A 16563-nucleotide genomic window follows, 5' to 3' on the forward strand; every position below is an offset into this window, starting at 1 on the left:
TTTTATTTTAGAGTATTATGAAAAATCTGATTTTTACATTAATAATTTTTGTAGCAGCTGTTGGCTGTACTGAACAAGCATCCCGCCATGAACCACAAGGAGAAAAGGTTTTGCTGATCTCGTTTGATGGCTTCAGGTATGATTATCTGGATAAAACTGAGACGCCCAATTTTGATGAACTGGTTGAAACCGGGGTTATCAGTGAAGGCCTCATTCCAATTTTTCCATCCAAAACATTCCCTAATCATTATGCAATTGCTACGGGACTATATCCTGAGAACAACGGCTTTGTAGGGAATAATATGTATGATCCTGAAATGGATTCCCGCTTTGCTATTCGAAACAGGGAAGCTGTAGAAAATCCTGATTGGTATCAGGGTGAGCCGATATGGAATACGGTAGAGAAAGCAGGTAAAAATGCAGGCACTATGTTTTGGGTAGGCTCTGAAGCTCCAATTCAAGATATGCGTCCCACTTTCTGGAAAAAGTACGATGAATCGATGGGTGACTCAGCTCGTATAGACTCTGTTGTAAAATGGATGACGCTGAATAACGAAAAGGAGATCGACCTGGCTACCTTATATTTTCATTTTGTGGATACTCAGGGACATCGGTTCGGCCCGGATTCACCGGAATTAGTTGAAGCGGTTGAAAGGGCAGATGATCTGGTTGGATACCTGATGAACAGGCTGGATGAATCTGAACTTATTGAGACCACAAATTTGATGATCGTTTCTGATCATGGCATGTCATCAGTATCAAGAGATAGAATAGTAGTGCTGGATGATATCATAAACCCTGAAGAATTAGACATGATCGCTTACAGTCCGGTTATAATGGCAAATGTCAGTGAAGGTGGGAAACTAGATGAGATCTATCAGTCACTAAAAGAAAATGAAGAACACTATAAAGTATATTTGAAAGATGAGATACCGGATAGGTATCATCTGAAAGACCACCCAAGGATACCGGAATTGACCATAGTTGCCGATCCGGGTTATACGATCAACACCAGAGAAGTATTCGAGACCCGACCGGAGTATCCAAGTGGCGGTGCTCATGGTTTTGACAATCAGGAAAAAGAGATGCATGCCTTATTTTTGGCTGTAGGGCCCGATATTAAGAACGGTTACAAGATGAAAGCGTTTGAGAACGTACATCTTTATGAATTAATGACGCACTTGTTAAGTATCGAGCCGGCTCAAAATGACGGATCAATAGACAGTGTATCGGTGATGTTGAACTAATTTTGGAACGCTTCAACAAAAAAAGCATTTATTAGATGCTACAAAGATTGCATTTATCCTAAAGTGAAGGGATATTCAAGTCTGCAAAATTTTACCCATTATTTGAAAAAAATTATACAAAATGGCATACGTTGTAACTGAACCATGTATTCAATGTAAATATACTAACTGCGCGGCTGTTTGCCCGGTGGATGCTTTCCGTGAGGGACCGAATTTCTTGGTGATCGATCCAATGGAGTGCATCGACTGTGACGCTTGTGTATCAGAATGTCCGGTAGAAGCTATCTATCCGGATGATGAAGTGCCTGAAAAATGGGAAGATTATATTGATATCAATGAACGCCTTGCGGATACCTGGGCTGACCGTATCATCAATGAAACACAGGATGCATTGGAAGATGCGGATGAGTGGGCTGAGGTAGAAGACAAAAAAGATAAACTGGTCGAGAACTGGTAGTCTGAACCGATATAAGAAAAATTATTTGCCAAAAAAAGACCCCTACTTACATATCGCCGATGGCCCAAAGGTAATGGGAATACTGAATGCGACACCTGACTCATTCAGTGATGGCGGTAAGTATTTAAATGTGGACAGGGCTCTTGACCGGATCCATATCATGATTCAGAACGGGGCTGATATTATAGATATTGGAGGCGAATCTACCAGGCCGGGATCAGATCCCGTACCTGTTCAAGAGGAATTAGATCGTGTTATCCCTTTGATAGAAAAGGCAGTACCATTATTTAGCAATGTGGATTTTTCTATAGATACTACAAAATTTGAAGTCGCTAAAGCTGCTTTAGAGAATGGGGTTCATATAGTTAATGATGTAAGTGGTCTTCAAAAAGAACCCAGATTAGCCGATCTGTGCGCAGAATTTGAAGCCGGTTATGTGCTGATGCATTCTCAGGGTGACCCAAAAACAATGCAAAAAGACCCCCAGTACGATGATGTATTGAATGATATTTTCAGTTTCTTTGAGAAGAAGCTGAAAATATTACGAACAAAAGGCGTACACAAGATCATTCTGGATCCCGGTTTAGGCTTTGGAAAAAAATTACAACATAACCTGAGACTAATTGAAGGGCTTGAGGTTTTTAAAAAGTTTGATTTACCTATATTGGTAGGGGCTTCCCGGAAATCAATGATAGGTACTATTTTAAACGGGCGGCCTACAGACGGACGTGTAGCAGGAACCATCGCCTTACACTATCATGCCCTTATGAAGGGTGCAAATATACTGAGAGTGCATGATGTAGAGGAAGCTTCCGATTCTATTCGTATATTCAACGCAATCAAAACCCAAGAGTAATAAAAAGGAGCGGCCTTGTTCCCGATCGGTTTTCTCGAATTCGGAATTAAAGATTTTGCCGAGACGCTAATCATAGCACTCGTATTGGTCTATCTATACAGGTGGGTGAAGGGTACGTTTGCCATTCAGGCCGGTCTGGGAATATTGTTTGTGGTGATCCTGAATGTTGTGATCGGTTTGCTGGGATTCACAACTTTGAATTCTATTCTGAGTCAGATCCTGGATGTTGGTATTATCGCTTTGATAATTTTGTTTCAACCAGAGATCCGAAAATTGCTTTATCGCCTTGGCACGAATACGAGCCTCGATCGTTTTTTTACCACTAATAACTCAGACAAGACTATAGATGAAGTAATTGATGCGGTTAAGGAAATGTCCAAGAACAAGACAGGTGCTCTCATTGTATTTGCAAGAAGTTCATCTTTACAGGATCTGGTTGATGCAGGTGTCAACATAAACGCCGAGATAAGGAGTGAATTGCTGATCACCATTTTCCAAAAAGAAACCCCCCTTCATGATGGAGCAGTAGTGATTAGGGGTAATAGGGTGGTTGCAGCAAGTTGTTATCTGCCGATATCGCAAAATCCGAACATTTCTACCTCATTTGGTACAAGGCACAGAGCCGCTGTAGGTATAAGTGAGTCCAATAACGTGTTCGTGATCGTTGTATCTGAAGAAACGGGCCGGATCTCGATTGCCAGAAATGGAGCTCTCACCAGTGGTTTGACCATTCAGAAACTCAGAGCTGAAATGGAAGAATCTTTCGGCAGTCAAAAATTTGAGGATGATGTGGCATTCAGTTCTCAAGCTGATATGAACCTAAGCTGATCTTAAATAGATATTTTATCGGTCTGACGGCTCCAAGTAAATCTGACCGAAAGTTGGAACAAATGTCCAATCTCTTTTCACATCTTAATCCAACACCTTGAGTCATTATCACCGATCATATGGGTGATCTGTCAGATCACATCTTGTCAATTTTGAGTAAGTGAGTAACGTGTCAATATCGGATAGTGATCACTCGTAGTGGTACCATAGTTATTGACATAGTCTTCCGGTTGAAATGACATCACAGAGCCTGTTACGTAAAATGAATACATTTCATTTGAATTTAAGTGATGATCGATCACATCAGGATAGTCTGTTGTGGAAGAAATATTATTCTCTGAAAGTGTCATGGTTGGGAAGGCGTAATTCTGAGAATCGTCTACAAATGGTTTGTAAACAGATTCACGACCGGCAGAAATTGACTCATCAATGTCGTCATTGAAATCACCGAATACCATGACATTTGCATCAGGCCAGGAGGTATCCAGATAGGATTTCAGCGCATTGGCTGCTGCAGATTTACGCTCATAATCTTCATCTTCTGTACAGCATTTTGCATGTATCAAGATGGCCACTATATCGGCTGACTGCCCATCAACATTTGCAGTGAGTTGAACCTGCACAGGGGGGCGACCGGCAAATTCGTGATCATAATCTGTAAGGATGACCTCTGCACTGTTTACAGTTATCAGGCTTGGTTTGTAGATCAGGCCTAATTTTTGCTCATTACCGCCAAAATCATCATAGTAAGCTGAGTCACTTTGTACGATCGGGTCGTTTGCCAGGAAGCCATCATAGCCCTCAAGGCTGTCTATAAGGTCATTAAAATGGGAATTGGATGTAACCTCCTGAATGGACCAAATATCCATGTCCAGCCCTGAAATGATAAAGCTGGCGTTATCAAGTTGCAGCTCTTCATCAGAAGGTCCATTACTGGGGTGTCCAAACCATACCAGGTTCCATGTTGCAAAGTCGAGTGTGGTGGAAGTGCCTACCGCGTCGAATTCGGTGTTAGGTACAGGTTCGTCAGGAATGATAGGAGTTGGAGTTGAGTCACTGCCACAGGCCCCTAGTAATAAAGCTGAGGAAAAAAGTGCGAGGGTAAATAATTTATTATTCAAGAACATATTGGTATTTAGTGCGTGTGATATTATGAATTAAAAAATTTGTCAATGAGTAGTGAAGCAGCTTTTTGGGTTGAAACTTCTCCCCGCTGAACCTGTTCCCTAAATTTTTGCAACATTAGTTGCAGGTCTTCATTTTCATAAAACTTTCGGTGAAGTTCCTGATTAATGCTCTCTTCCAACCAATAAACTGCCTGTTGCTTCCTTTTATTGTTAAAATATCCGCTGGTTTTAGTGTGCCGGATGTATTCGTCAATGATATCCCATACATCATTAATTCCTTTGTCATGATAGGCTGAACAGGTCGTAACCTTAGGTATCCAGCCGGATTCAGTAGGAGGAAAGAGATGCAGGGCATTTTTGTATTCGGTCATGGCTCTTTTTGCAGCATTTTCATTACCGGAATCTGCTTTATTAATAGCTATGGCATCGGCCATTTCCATGATGCCTCGTTTTATGCCTTGAAGCTCATCGCCGGCACCGGCAAGCATGAGCAATAAAAAGAAATCGACCATAGAATGTACGGCTGTTTCTGATTGGCCGACTCCCACAGTCTCGATCAGTATAGTATCGAAGCCGGCGGCTTCACAAAGGGTGATGGTCTCGCGTGTGCTTTGTGCGACTCCACCCAGTGAACCCGAAGTAGGAGTTGGACGTATGTATGCCTTTGGGTTGTTAGATAAGGTATCCATCCGTGTCTTATCACCCAGTATACTTCCTTTGGTTCTGGAACTGCTTGGATCCACAGCCAGTACAGCCAGTGTGCGGTCTTCTTCCTGAATAATGTGATTTCCAAAGGCTTCAATAAATGTACTTTTACCGACTCCGGGCACCCCTGTGATGCCGATCCTTATGGAGCTTCCGGCATGAGGCAAGCATCCTTCAACGATCTCCTGAGCCAGCTCATGATGCTCCTTTTTTGTGCTCTCGATCATTGTGATGGCCCGGCTCAGAAACATTCGGTTGCCGGATAGGATACCGTCAATGAATTCTTTTTTTGTTGGGAGACTTCGGCTCAAATTAACCTCCTGTTCCAAACCATTTCTATGGGCCTATTGATCAGAAGCATCCGCATAATTTTCTATCAGCACATCCAGGATTTGTTTGGCAGCTTTGGGTATCACGGTTCCGGGACCAAATACCGCTGTTACGCCGGCGTTATACAAGAAATCATAATCTTGCTGAGGGATCACTCCACCGGCAATCACCATGATATCATCGCGTCCGTGTTTCTTTAATTCCTCTATCACCTTAGGCACCAGTGTTTTGTGACCACCTGCAAGGCTTGAGACTCCCAGAATATGCACATCATTTTCAACGGCCTGTCTGGCAGCTTCCTCCGGGGTTTGGAACAAAGGGCCGATGTCTACGTCAAAACCGAGGTCAGCAAAACTGGTTGAGATCACTTTGGCTCCGCGGTCATGCCCGTCCTGACCCATCTTGGCAACCATAATGCGTGGCCGCCGTCCGTCGAGCTCAGCAAATTCATCAGCACGTTTAAGCGCTGCTTTAAATTGTTCGTCATCTTTTAATTCTGAAGAGTACACGCCGGATATTGATTTAATGGTTGCTTTGTAGCGCCCAAAGGTTTCTTCCATAGCATCGGAGATCTCGCCAAGAGTAGCTCTTTCACGGGCTGCATCAACAGCTAAAGCTAATAAATTTCCCTCTCCGGTTTCGGCACATTTGGTGATTTTATCCAGATACTGTTGAACTTTCTCATCATTCCTGTCTGCTTTAGTTTCGTTGAGTCTTTCGATCTGTGATCGTCTGACCTTGTCGTTATCAACCTCCAAAATGTCGATATCTGATTTTTCATCAGTTACGTACTTATTGATACCCACAATAGTGTCTTTGCCTGAGTCGATGCGGGCTTGTTTTCTGGCTGCAGCCTCTTCGATCCTCATTTTTGGAACACCGGTTTCAATGGCTTTAGCCATTCCACCGAGTTCTTCAACCTCACCGATCAGTGTCCATGCCCGTCGTGCTATCTTATCCGTGAGATATTCAACATAGTAGGAACCTGCCCATGGGTCTACCGCTTTGGTGATCCCGGTTTCTTCCTGTAAGAAGATCTGGGTATTACGCGCAATACGGGCCGAGAAATCGGTCGGTAAGGCGATAGCTTCATCTAAAGCATTGGTATGCAAAGACTGCGTGTGCCCCAGCGCAGCAGCCATGGCTTCAATAGTTGTTCTTGCCACGTTATTGTAAGGGTCCTGCTCTGTAAGGCTCCATCCGGACGTTTGTGAATGTGTTCTTAACGAGAGAGATTTTGGGTTTTTTGGGTTGAATGACTTAACGATCTTGGCCCATAAAAGCCGGGCTGCGCGCATTTTTGCGACCTCCATAAAGTGGTTCATGCCAATAGCCCAGAAGAAGGAAATGCGCGGCGCGAATTCATCAATGTCCATTCCGGCTTCGATACCGGTTCGAAGGTATTCGAGACCGTCTGCGAGGGTGTAGGCCAGCTCAATGTCTGATGTAGCTCCCGCTTCCTGCATGTGGTAACCACTCACAGAAATAGAATTGAAGCGGGGCATATTTTGAGACGTATATTCAAAAATATCTCCGATGATCTTCATGGAAGGGACCGGTGGATAGATATAGGTATTACGGACCATGAATTCCTTCAGAATATCATTCTGAATGGTTCCGGAAAGTTTTTCAAGTGAAACGCCTTGTTCTTCAGCAGCAACAATATAGAAGGCCATCACCGGAAGCACAGCGCCATTCATGGTCATTGAAACAGACATCTTGTCCAGAGGAATTTGATCAAACAGGATCTTCATGTCTTCCACTGAATCAATGGCTACACCGGCTTTCCCTACATCTCCTGAAACGCGAGGGTGATCCGAATCATAACCACGGTGCGTGGCAAGATCGAAGGCTACGGAGAGACCGCGCTGACCTGCTGCCAGATTACGACGATAGAAGGCATTGGATTCTTCAGCCGTTGAGAATCCGGCGTACTGCCGAATGGTCCAGGGGCGCACGGCATACATAGTGGAATAAGGCCCTCTCAAATAAGGAGGAATACCGGCCGCGTACTCTAGATGTTCCAGCGAGTCTATATCCTCTTTTGTAAACTGAGGTTTCACAGAGATTTGTTCAGCAGTATCCCATTCGTTTTTATTTGCTGATTCCTTCAGGGATGAACCGTTTAATTTCAGATCAATTTTAGAAAAGTCCTTTTTCATTATGCGTCTCCCTTTTTGAGTTCAGCTTCAATGTTAAGTGGTTTTATCGGAGTTATCTTCACAACCTCACTAAATTCCATTTGTGACATATTTTGCTGTTGGGCCTCGTCGTTTGAAATATCAGTTTCTTCATCAGGTTTGTATTTGTTAACACCGATCAAGGCTTCTTTCTCTTCTTTGTAGGCTTGGATCTTTTTGTTGCGAGCATCTGAGATCAATTCCTGAATGAATCCTGATCTCAGGCATTCATAAAAACCACCTTTTGCTTCGATTTCCTGGAAAAGTTTCCAGCTTTCTTCAGCCATTTTTTCCGTTAAAACTTCAATGTAATAAGAACCCGCACCCGGATCAGAAACCTTACCCAGATAGGCTTCTTCCTGAAGTATAAGCTGAGTATTTCTGGCGATCCTGGTGGCGAACGGTGTCTGTTCTTTAAAATGCTTGTCAAACCTGTGGACGCTTATACCATCACAACCTCCTAGCGCAGCAGACATCGATTCTGTTGTTGCCCTAAGCATATTATTGTAGGGATCGTTTTGAGCCTTATTCCATAAGGCGGTTTCAGAGAATATCTTCACGTTTCCGATAGAAAAATTGTATTCGCTCAGGATCTGATCCCAAAGAAGCCTAAAGGCTCTGTATTTAGCGATCTCAGGAAAATAAAGGGTGCCGGTTGAAAATTTGAATGAGAGTGATTTTGCAAGTTCAGGGTTTGATCCCAAATATTCATTACCAACAGACAGTGCAAAAGCTAATTGCTGAACAAGAGTTGCTCCTGCATTTGCATAAGTGGATGTGTCGATCAATATAGATCCGGATACAGAATTAAATTCTTTTATAAAGTTTTTGAAGACGTCTATTTCAGGGAGGTTGCCCAGCACGGCAGCATGACTGAAAATATCTGTTGAGAAATGCATATCGAGAGATCCGGCATCAAGGTTGCGCTCAGATATGATCTCACTTACCCAGCCAATGATTTCAGGAGAAGAGACAGAAGGGCCGAATATAATAGTTATGATATCGATCTGAATACTCTCAAAAAGTGATTCAAGGTCTTTTTTTGATGCAATGCGGTCTGTAGATAATCTCAAGTCGAGCCCACCGGCACCGTTTTCCAGTGCCAGCAAAGCCTGTTTATTTGCGTCAGAAGCCTTGGCATCCTCAACGACCTCAAGAACACTCCAGTTACCGGTGTGCGTTAAAGGTTCAGTTGAACGATCCAGCCGGTTAAGGTCCTCGTTTTGGTAAAAGGGAAGGCTGTCAATACCTTCGCGGGTATCCCATCGAAGTATTTCCTTATAGTCTTTGCCCTTAAGGTCTTTCCGGATTATTTCTTCCCATTTTTCAGTTGATACCGGAGGAAACTCATTAAAATTTAGTTCATCCTCGAAATTCAGATCGTTCAAAATAAACAGGTTGAGTGTTAGGATTGATTATAGGCCTACAAAATAAAGAGGTCAGAAGTTCTTTACTAACAGGTGTTAAAAAATACCGTTTTGATTAGTAAAAAAGCGCTTACAATTTGTATATTCATACCCCTTACTTACATAAACTATAATAACGAAGTACTTAGAAGCACATGACGGATCAATTAATTGCACCACTAACTCAGCTTACCGAAGATGAACAAATGCTAAAAGACGCGGCGGCTGATTTTGCGGAAGCTTCGATCAAGCCTTTGGTTGAAGAGATGGATGAGAAAGCAAAACTTGATCCGGATCTGGTGAAGCAATTTTTTGAAATGGGATTGATGGGGATCGATATACCTGAGAAGTACTCAGGGGGTGGCGGTACCTTTATGATGTCTATTGTCGCCATCGAGCAGATCTCAAGAGTGGATGCCTCCGCCGGAGTATTTATGGATGTTCAAAATACGCTTGTAAATAATGCCTTTGTGAACTTTGCATCTGATTCCCTGAACGACAAATATTTGCCACAACTGGCAACTGAAAAAGTAGGAGCATACTGCTTATCAGAAGCCGGTTCAGGAAGTGATGCTTTCGCGCTCAAGGCAACGGCAAAGAAAGATGGAGATGATTTTATATTGAATGGTGCAAAATTATGGATCACCAATGCAAATGAAGCCGATATCTTTTTGGTAATGGCTACCGTTGATCCTGATGCAGGGTATAAAGGAATTACAGCTTTTGTGGTAGAACGCGGCACAAAGGGGTTCTCAATCGGGAAGAAAGAAAATAAACTGGGAATTCGTGCCAGTTCAACCTGTGAGATCTTACTTGAAGACGTGCGTGTGCCGAAAGAGAATGTATTAGGTGAAGTTGGAAAAGGTTATAAAGTAGCCATCGAAACGTTGAACGAAGGTCGCGTTGGTATCGGTGCTCAAATGATCGGTATCGCACAAGGTGCTTTTGATGCTGCCTTAGCCTATGTTCAGGAGCGCAAGCAGTTTGGAAAAGCCATTGGAGAATTCCAGGGCGTTCAGTTTCAGCTTGCAAGAATGGCAACCGATATAGAAACCGCCAGATTATTGGTTTATAATGCCGCAAGAAAGAAAATGGCAGGTCAGAATTTCCTGAAAGAGGCCGCGATGGCAAAATTCTATTCATCTGAGGTTGCAGAAAGTGTAAGCTCTCAGGCAGTAGATCTTTATGGAGGTTATGGATATGTCAAAGAATATCCCGTAGAGAAATATTACCGTGATTCTAAGATCGGTAAGATCTACGAGGGTACAACGAACATGCAGCTTAGTACTATAGCCAAGCTGCTACTTCGATGAGTGAGTGAGAAAAAGGGGGCTTCGGCCCCCTTTTTATTTTAAGGTACTTTTTCATCAAGACTGAAAAAACCATTAAATACACCCTTTCTGTTGACCTCTTCCCGGGAAATTGAACACCAAAATCCAACATCATTGTGGATCATAAGATCATATCTACCCACCCTCCAAAATGTTTGATTTGTTTCCAGTTCCTCATCAAAACTACCTCCGCGTATTATTCTCAATAAACTTTTATCTAGTTCATGTCGCTGATCAGGGTTGGAATAATCCTGATAAAATGAACTGACCATCTCAAGTACATTGCCACCCATATCTTACAGGCTAAATCGTTTGGTTTTCTGCTGCCTACCAGATAGGAGAATTCGATATTGGAATTAACCGTTATTGCAAATTGATCAAGTAAATCGGGATCGCTGGTTCCGGCATAGCGGGTTGGTTTACCAGCACTTCGGGCTGCATATTCCCATTCAGTTTCAGTAGGTAATCGCCATCTGCAATAATTGCAAAAGGTATTTGCTTCATGCCAGTTAATATAGACTATTGCGCGTTTACCCCTTCCAAAACCTTTGAGGTTTGGAAATGCTCTGTCAATTGATAGAGAAAATTCATCATACTGTTGGAATGCCATCTCAAACTTGCGTATTTAAAAATCAATGACGGTTATTTGGTGAATAGGAAGAGCATCAGCGTTAGTAGAATCTATAACATCACCTATAAAAAAAGAACCACCTTCAACTAATACCATTCCAGGGTTCATCTTTGAAAAGTTTTTTTAACATTGAGCACCCTACGAGTAATGAAAATGTCAGTATAAATACTGTGAGCGCAATTTTATTCATAATATTACTAATTTAGTAGTAAATAAGAAATTATTTTAGTGATTTTGGAATGATGTCGCTACTTACAGAGTTTTAGCTTGGCAGATAAGACCCTTGGATCAAATAAATAATGTAGTAATGGACCAGAAGATTTTAGATCAGCTAAAACAATGCAGTAAGGACGAAGCCTCCTATTCTAAGCTTAAAGAGCTTTACAATGAATTAGAAAGTAGATATTCAAAAGTCAGTAAGCAGCTTTCGCTTCTCGAGCAGGCAATAAAACATGACTATGATTCCATCTTAATTACGGAGTTGGACCTTGAAAAACCGGGGCCAAGAATTGTTTATGTGAACGATGGCTTCACTAAAATGACGGGCTACACTAAAGAAGAAGCCTTGGGTAAAACACCCCGCATACTTCAAGGTGAAAAGACAGATAGACACGTGTTGGATCGGCTGAAAGAGAGATTGATCGAAGGGCAGGCATTTTTTGGTCATACTGTCAATTATAAAAAAGACGGCAGTGAATTTATTAATCAGTGGGATATACACCCTCTGACAAATAAAAATGGAGAGATCACTCATTGGGTTTCTTATCAAAGAGATATCACGGATCGAAAAGAAACGAGTAAGGTGGTATTTGATGCCAATCTTGATTTTGACAATCTGGTGGAAGAATCCAAAAAAACCTTTGTTGATCTGGATGTTCAGGGGAATATCATCTCCTCAAACAGCTCATTCAAAAATCTTCTTGGATATGACGCAGATGAATTCAAAACCATTAAGGTTTGGGATCTTGTAGTTGATGAGGATAAAAAAGAAATGAAAGATCTTTTTTCCGACTTTGATCCTGAGAAATTGGAAGAAAATCCATATCCATGGGAGTTTATAAAGAAAGACGGTGAAACCGTTCGCCTTGAAGGAAAAGTAAATTACTTTGTAAGTAATGAAGAGACCATCATCAGAATTCACTTTGATAATATTTCCTTGAGAGAAAGAATTATTGAGACTCTCAAAAAAAAGAAAAAAAATCTGGAAAACATCGTTGATAAAAAAGACGAATTTGTATTGCGATTTGTGATCAATGAGGAGGGGCAGACCGGATGTAAATTTGTATCTGAAGGATATACTGCAATAACCGGACTTGATCCTGATGCTGTGATCAACGACGGTGTGAAGAACGCCGTGCATGCAGATGACTTGCGTGTTATAGAAGAAGCATTGGAAAAAGCATTTGAGGGGAAATCTTCTAGCGTAAATTGCAGATATAAAACCTCTGATGGAGATCACATCTCAGTAGTCCAGTCATTTAAGCCCGATTACGGGTCTGATGGCGAGACGGTGGAAAGCGTGAAGAGCGTGGCTATGATAGAACTTGAAGTTGAATAGTATAAGACTCTCTTAAATTTACTGATGCAAAAGCCCGATTACTCGGGCTTTTTCTTTTCATGGAATAGATGAACCCGTATATTTAAAATAAAAATGGATATAAAAGAAACCGGAGATCGGATCATTAGAGAGTTTGAGCTTCTGCAGGATTGGCAGGAGAGATATAAGTATATCATCAAACTTGGCACAAAGTTAGATCCGCTTCCTGAAGAAGACAGAATAGACGATAACTTGGTTAAAGGCTGCCAAAGTCAGGTTTGGCTTACAGCCAGGATGGAAGAGGGGAAAGTGACCTTTAAAGCTGACAGTGATGCTGCAATAACCAAAGGATTGGTCTCATTGATGATTCGTTTTTATTCTGGGAGAGAACCCGATGTGATCCTGAACACAAAACCCGAATTTATTGAGGAAATAGGAATGTCTAGCCACCTTTCTCCCACCCGTGCCAATGGCTTGGCCTCTATGATCAAACAAATGAAGATCTACGCTATGGCTTTTAAGTCCAGTGAAACGTTATCGTAATCTAATTGTTAGATTTGTGTAATTTGCTTTACTTCATGGCTTAATTGGAAGGATTATGGATATGAGCAAAAAGTTTTCTTTGACTGGAATCTCGGATATTGCTCTGGGAAAAGACCTGAGAGCCGAAAATGAGGTTATTGGGTCTAAAGCCAGTATGTCCATTCTCAACTCTGTTTCTTTCTTTCTTGCTGGTGTTTCCATTCTTTTTCTTGTTGCCTTTCAGATCAATGAATCGGTTTCCCTAACCTGGTTTTTTCTGTCTGAAGCAATCGCATTTCTTTTGATCCCGCTTTTGGCAAGACAAGGTTTTGAAAAAGCTTCCAAGATTCTTCTTATTGCTTATGCTGATATCGGTATCATTATTCTCAGTTCCGTATTTGGTGATGATGCAATGATCCAGGCGTTCTTTATTCCCGCCATGGGATTATCTATTCTACTATTTGATAATACCCAGATACACTTGCGAAATCTCGGTATTCTTTTGTCGATCTTGTCCTATTTTATATTAGACTATATAATATTTGAAAGGATAAACATGTCGGCCAGTGGCTTTTCCCTGGTCCGATGGGCTGTGTTAACTGGATCCTTTGTTACTACATGGCTTATCTTTAATACATTCTCCCAATTCAAAGAGAATGCAGAACAGCAAACATTAGAGCTCCTGAAAAAGGAAAAAGAGCTCAATGAAGAACTAAGTGTTAAGAAAGAGAAGCTGGAGAACTACATCAATCAGTTAGAGGAGACTACAACTGAGTTGGAAAAAAGTACGAAAGCAAAGTCTGAGTTTTTAGCTACAATGAGTCATGAGATCAGAACTCCGATGAACGCCATACTTGGTATGACCCACTTGTTAAAGCAGGATGATCCCCGAAAAGATCAACTGGAACCTATAAATATTTTAGATTTTTCAGGTAAAACGCTTTTATCTCTGATCGATGATGTATTGGACTTTTCAAAAATCGAGGCCGGAAGGATCGAGTTTGAAAACATTGAATTTGACTTGAGTAACTTGGTAAATGTGATACTTGAAAGTTTCAGGACGACAGCCAAAAACAAAGGGATCAGTCTGGAAATTGAGATAAATGACAACGTTCCAAACCGTCTTATCGGTGATCCGGCGCGACTCACACAGATTTTGAATAATTTATTCAGCAATGCTCTCAAATTTACTGAGGAAGGGGAGGTCAAACTCGAGGTCAGTGCAACGGAAAAAGCTCCTGATTTGGCTAAGCTTCAGTTTTTAATAACTGATACAGGTATCGGAATAGATAAAGATCGAATAGACACGATATTTGAAAGTTTTACACAGGCCAGCCAAAATACAAAGCGTTTATTTGGGGGGACCGGATTAGGACTCACTATAAGCAAACAACTGACGGAGCTGCAGGGTGGGCAGATCACAGTAGAGAGTGAAGAAGGCGTGGGAAGTACTTTTATTGTTGAGCTTGATTTCGGTATTGCAGAAGATGTTGATTTAGGAAAAAATGGAGGCCATAATAAAGACCATGATGTAAGTCTGCTGAAGGGAATGAAGATATTGCTGGCAGAAGATAATTTGGTCAATCAGAAAGTGATGAAGCGATTTCTGGAACGTTGGGAAGTGGATATGAAGGTCGTTAATAATGGTAAAGAAGCGGTTGATGCTATAGAGGAATGTAATTTTGATATGATCCTTATGGACCTTCAGATGCCTGAAATGGATGGTTATGAGGCAACGGAACGTATCAGAAAGCTGGATGACCCTTACAAGCGTAAAGTACCAATTGTTGCTCTCACTGCTGCAGCATTAAAAGAGGTGCGTGAACATGTGTATGCTGCAGGAATGAATGATTTTGTTACTAAGCCCTTCAACCCAGCAGAACTTGAACAGAAACTGGCGCAGATCGTGCTAAATAAAGCTTAGCAGTTTGCATAAAAAAAGAGCCGCTCCGTATCAGGAAGCGACTCTTGGGTTTTTCGGGGTACAAATGATATTCTTGTTCGGAATGCAAATGTGAAAGATGGTTTTCCCATGCCTTTCAAAACTGCAGACTCTGAAACAAATCCTGTTTAATAAAGCTCAGTAATTTGTTTAAAAATGAGAGCCGCCCCGTATCAGGGAGCGACTCTTGGGTTTTTCGGGGTACAAATGAAATTCTTATGCAGGCAGGTTCTCCGGAATGTTTACTTTGAAAGTGGTTCCCATGCCCTCGATACTCTCAACTTTTATCTCTCCGTTGTGGAGTTCAATATATTTCCTAACAATAGGAAGACCCATACCGGTACTTATCTCACCATTGGTTCCCTGGCGCTGATGCTTTTTATTCTTTTCAAAGATATCCGGTAGAAATTCAGCAGGGATTCCAATGCCGGTGTCAGAAACATATATATAAAGCGTTTTGTGCTCAGTGCCCGATGTCTTTATATCTAAAGTAATGTTATCCCCTTCACGGCAAAATTTGAGTGCGTTAGATATGAGATTACTTACAATGAGTTTGAATTTTTCGCTATCCAAATGAAAGGTGCCGGGAGTACTGAAATGTGAATTGATATTCACGCCTTTGGCATTTGCAAGTGGGTTGTATATGTTGATCACATCCTGGATCAGGTCTTCGATCTCAACTTCATCAAGAATGAGTTTTGTTTCACCTTGTTCCATAGAGTTAGTAACTAATTCACTGGTGTAGTTAATCAATTTCCTTCCGCTTAGTTCTATCATCGATAAGATCTGTTTTAACTCATCTTTGTCGCCCTCCCACAATTTCTGCAAATAGTGGGTAGAACTAACGATCCCATTTAGCGGACTTTTTATATCATGGTTTACAGCACGCAGAAAATGGTCTTTTTCTTTATTGAGTCGTTTCAGTTCCTGCTGCTTCTTCTTGAGCTCAAGCCTTGCCATGATCTCGTTGGCAATGGTTTTAAGACCCCTTTTCTGTTCTTCAGTTAATTTCTTTGGTTTTGTATCCAGTACACATAAGGCTCCAAGGTTGTACCCATCAGATGTGCGAAGCGGATGACCGCTGTAATAACGTAAATTTGGTTCATTATTAACATAGGATTTACTTGAAAATCTTTCATCTTTGGCAAGATCCTCGATCTCATAATTTATTTCGTCGAGAATAGTGTACTGACATACAGATTCAGAGCGTGGGGTAGATTCAACCTCCATACCGTGAGCTGCCTTGGTCCATTGTCTGTCATAAGTTAGAAGATTCATTAGCGATATGGGCGAATCTGTTATCATTGCAGCTAGTTCAACAAGAGAATCAAATTCATCCTCCGGGAGGGTATCAATGATGCCGTATTCTTCAAGTTTGGCTTGCCTTTTAGACTCAATGTCTGGAGTAGGAGCATTTTCTGCGATCTGGTGGTAATGTTGTTTTAGCAAATACATATTTTTCAT

The 16563-nt window shown here is 41.6% G+C and carries 15 protein-coding genes; 8 read left to right on the top strand and 7 right to left on the bottom strand.

Annotation, left to right across the window (positions count from 1 at the left end; all coding sequences use genetic code 11):
• The first annotated feature begins 17 nt into the window (after positions 1-17).
• From ACKGJO_RS13520 to cdaA, 4 genes are all read left to right on the top strand, one after another.
• Entirely contained in the window at positions 18-1247 is a 1230-nt protein-coding gene (locus tag ACKGJO_RS13520) for an alkaline phosphatase family protein (protein WP_411323974.1), read from the top strand.
• 121 nt (positions 1248-1368) lie between these two features.
• Positions 1369-1704 carry a ferredoxin family protein gene (locus tag ACKGJO_RS13525; protein ID WP_411323975.1) on the top strand — a complete coding sequence of 112 codons (336 nt, stop codon included), beginning with the start codon at positions 1369-1371 and terminating at the stop codon, positions 1702-1704.
• 25 nt (positions 1705-1729) lie between these two features.
• Complete coding sequence (gene folP, locus ACKGJO_RS13530; RefSeq protein ID WP_411323976.1) at positions 1730-2560, top strand: dihydropteroate synthase; 831 nt, start codon at positions 1730-1732, stop codon at positions 2558-2560.
• A 15-nt stretch (positions 2561-2575) separates the two neighbouring features.
• Positions 2576-3388, top strand: a complete 813-nt coding sequence (gene cdaA, locus ACKGJO_RS13535; protein WP_411323977.1) for a diadenylate cyclase CdaA — start codon at positions 2576-2578, stop codon at positions 3386-3388.
• Positions 3389-3534: 146 nt separating this feature from the next.
• Here the strand turns inward: cdaA and ACKGJO_RS13540 are convergent, their stop codons facing one another.
• Genes ACKGJO_RS13540 through ACKGJO_RS13555 form a run of 4 tightly spaced genes read right to left on the bottom strand, consistent with a single transcriptional unit; the run spans position 3535 to position 9118 of the window.
• Positions 3535-4509, bottom strand: a complete 975-nt coding sequence (locus tag ACKGJO_RS13540) for an endonuclease/exonuclease/phosphatase family protein (RefSeq protein ID WP_411323978.1) — start codon at positions 4507-4509, stop codon at positions 3535-3537.
• Positions 4510-4538: 29 nt separating this feature from the next.
• Entirely contained in the window at positions 4539-5531 is a 993-nt protein-coding gene (gene meaB, locus ACKGJO_RS13545; protein WP_411323979.1) for a methylmalonyl Co-A mutase-associated GTPase MeaB, read from the bottom strand.
• A gap of 33 nt (positions 5532-5564) precedes the next feature.
• A complete protein-coding gene (scpA, locus tag ACKGJO_RS13550; protein ID WP_411323980.1) occupies positions 5565-7712 on the bottom strand; it encodes a methylmalonyl-CoA mutase in 2148 nt (715 codons plus the stop codon).
• Positions 7712-9118 (bottom strand): methylmalonyl-CoA mutase family protein, encoded by a 1407-nt coding sequence (locus ACKGJO_RS13555; protein WP_411323981.1) that lies wholly within the window; start codon positions 9116-9118, stop codon positions 7712-7714. The genes scpA and ACKGJO_RS13555 overlap by 1 nt, the downstream gene beginning before the upstream one ends.
• A gap of 173 nt (positions 9119-9291) precedes the next feature.
• On the opposite strand from ACKGJO_RS13555, the gene ACKGJO_RS13560 reads away from it, so the two are divergent.
• Positions 9292-10449: an acyl-CoA dehydrogenase gene (locus ACKGJO_RS13560; RefSeq protein ID WP_411323982.1), complete on the top strand. Its 1158-nt coding sequence runs from the start codon at positions 9292-9294 to the stop codon at positions 10447-10449.
• A gap of 38 nt (positions 10450-10487) precedes the next feature.
• Here the strand turns inward: ACKGJO_RS13560 and ACKGJO_RS13565 are convergent, their stop codons facing one another.
• Entirely contained in the window at positions 10488-10760 is a 273-nt protein-coding gene (locus ACKGJO_RS13565; RefSeq protein WP_411323983.1) for a formylglycine-generating enzyme family protein, read from the bottom strand.
• Positions 10685-11077 carry a formylglycine-generating enzyme family protein gene (locus ACKGJO_RS13570; RefSeq protein WP_411323984.1) on the bottom strand — a complete coding sequence of 131 codons (393 nt, stop codon included), beginning with the start codon at positions 11075-11077 and terminating at the stop codon, positions 10685-10687. The genes ACKGJO_RS13565 and ACKGJO_RS13570 overlap by 76 nt, the downstream gene beginning before the upstream one ends.
• A 328-nt stretch (positions 11078-11405) precedes the next feature.
• Here ACKGJO_RS13570 and ACKGJO_RS13575 point away from each other — a divergent pair, with 328 nt between their 5' ends.
• From ACKGJO_RS13575 to ACKGJO_RS13585, 3 genes are all read left to right on the top strand, one after another.
• Positions 11406-12656, top strand: coding sequence for a PAS domain-containing protein (locus tag ACKGJO_RS13575; protein ID WP_411323985.1), 1251 nt, complete (start codon positions 11406-11408; stop codon positions 12654-12656).
• 93 nt (positions 12657-12749) lie between these two features.
• Positions 12750-13178, top strand: a complete 429-nt coding sequence (locus ACKGJO_RS13580) for a SufE family protein (protein ID WP_411323986.1) — start codon at positions 12750-12752, stop codon at positions 13176-13178.
• Positions 13179-13239: 61 nt separating this feature from the next.
• Positions 13240-15081, top strand: coding sequence for an ATP-binding protein (locus ACKGJO_RS13585; protein ID WP_411323987.1), 1842 nt, complete (start codon positions 13240-13242; stop codon positions 15079-15081).
• A gap of 234 nt (positions 15082-15315) precedes the next feature.
• Here the strand turns inward: ACKGJO_RS13585 and ACKGJO_RS13590 are convergent, their stop codons facing one another.
• Positions 15316-16563, bottom strand: coding sequence for a GAF domain-containing sensor histidine kinase (locus ACKGJO_RS13590; protein WP_411323988.1), 1248 nt, complete (start codon positions 16561-16563; stop codon positions 15316-15318).

This window comes from Gracilimonas qinghaiensis, from assembly GCF_046602855.1.
Lineage (GTDB): Bacteria > Bacteroidota > Rhodothermia > Balneolales > Balneolaceae > Gracilimonas.

Bases quoted from the DNA above. Each gene is read 5' to 3' on its own strand.
- ACKGJO_RS13580 (WP_411323986.1), top strand. From the start codon at position 12,750: ATGGATATAAAAGAAACCGGAGATCGGATCATTAGAGAGTTTGAGCTT.
- ACKGJO_RS13585 (WP_411323987.1), top strand. From the start codon at position 13,240: ATGAGCAAAAAGTTTTCTTTGACTGGAATCTCGGATATTGCTCTGGGA.
- ACKGJO_RS13520 (WP_411323974.1), top strand. From the start codon at position 18: ATGAAAAATCTGATTTTTACATTAATAATTTTTGTAGCAGCTGTTGGC.
- ACKGJO_RS13590 (WP_411323988.1), bottom strand. From the start codon at position 16,563: ATGAAAAATATGTATTTGCTAAAACAACATTACCACCAGATCGCAGAA.
- ACKGJO_RS13575 (WP_411323985.1), top strand. From the start codon at position 11,406: ATGGACCAGAAGATTTTAGATCAGCTAAAACAATGCAGTAAGGACGAA.
- ACKGJO_RS13525 (WP_411323975.1), top strand. From the start codon at position 1,369: ATGGCATACGTTGTAACTGAACCATGTATTCAATGTAAATATACTAAC.
- ACKGJO_RS13560 (WP_411323982.1), top strand. From the start codon at position 9,292: ATGACGGATCAATTAATTGCACCACTAACTCAGCTTACCGAAGATGAA.
- scpA (WP_411323980.1), bottom strand. From the start codon at position 7,712: ATGAAAAAGGACTTTTCTAAAATTGATCTGAAATTAAACGGTTCATCC.
- ACKGJO_RS13570 (WP_411323984.1), bottom strand. From the start codon at position 11,077: ATGGCATTCCAACAGTATGATGAATTTTCTCTATCAATTGACAGAGCA.
- ACKGJO_RS13565 (WP_411323983.1), bottom strand. From the start codon at position 10,760: ATGGGTGGCAATGTACTTGAGATGGTCAGTTCATTTTATCAGGATTAT.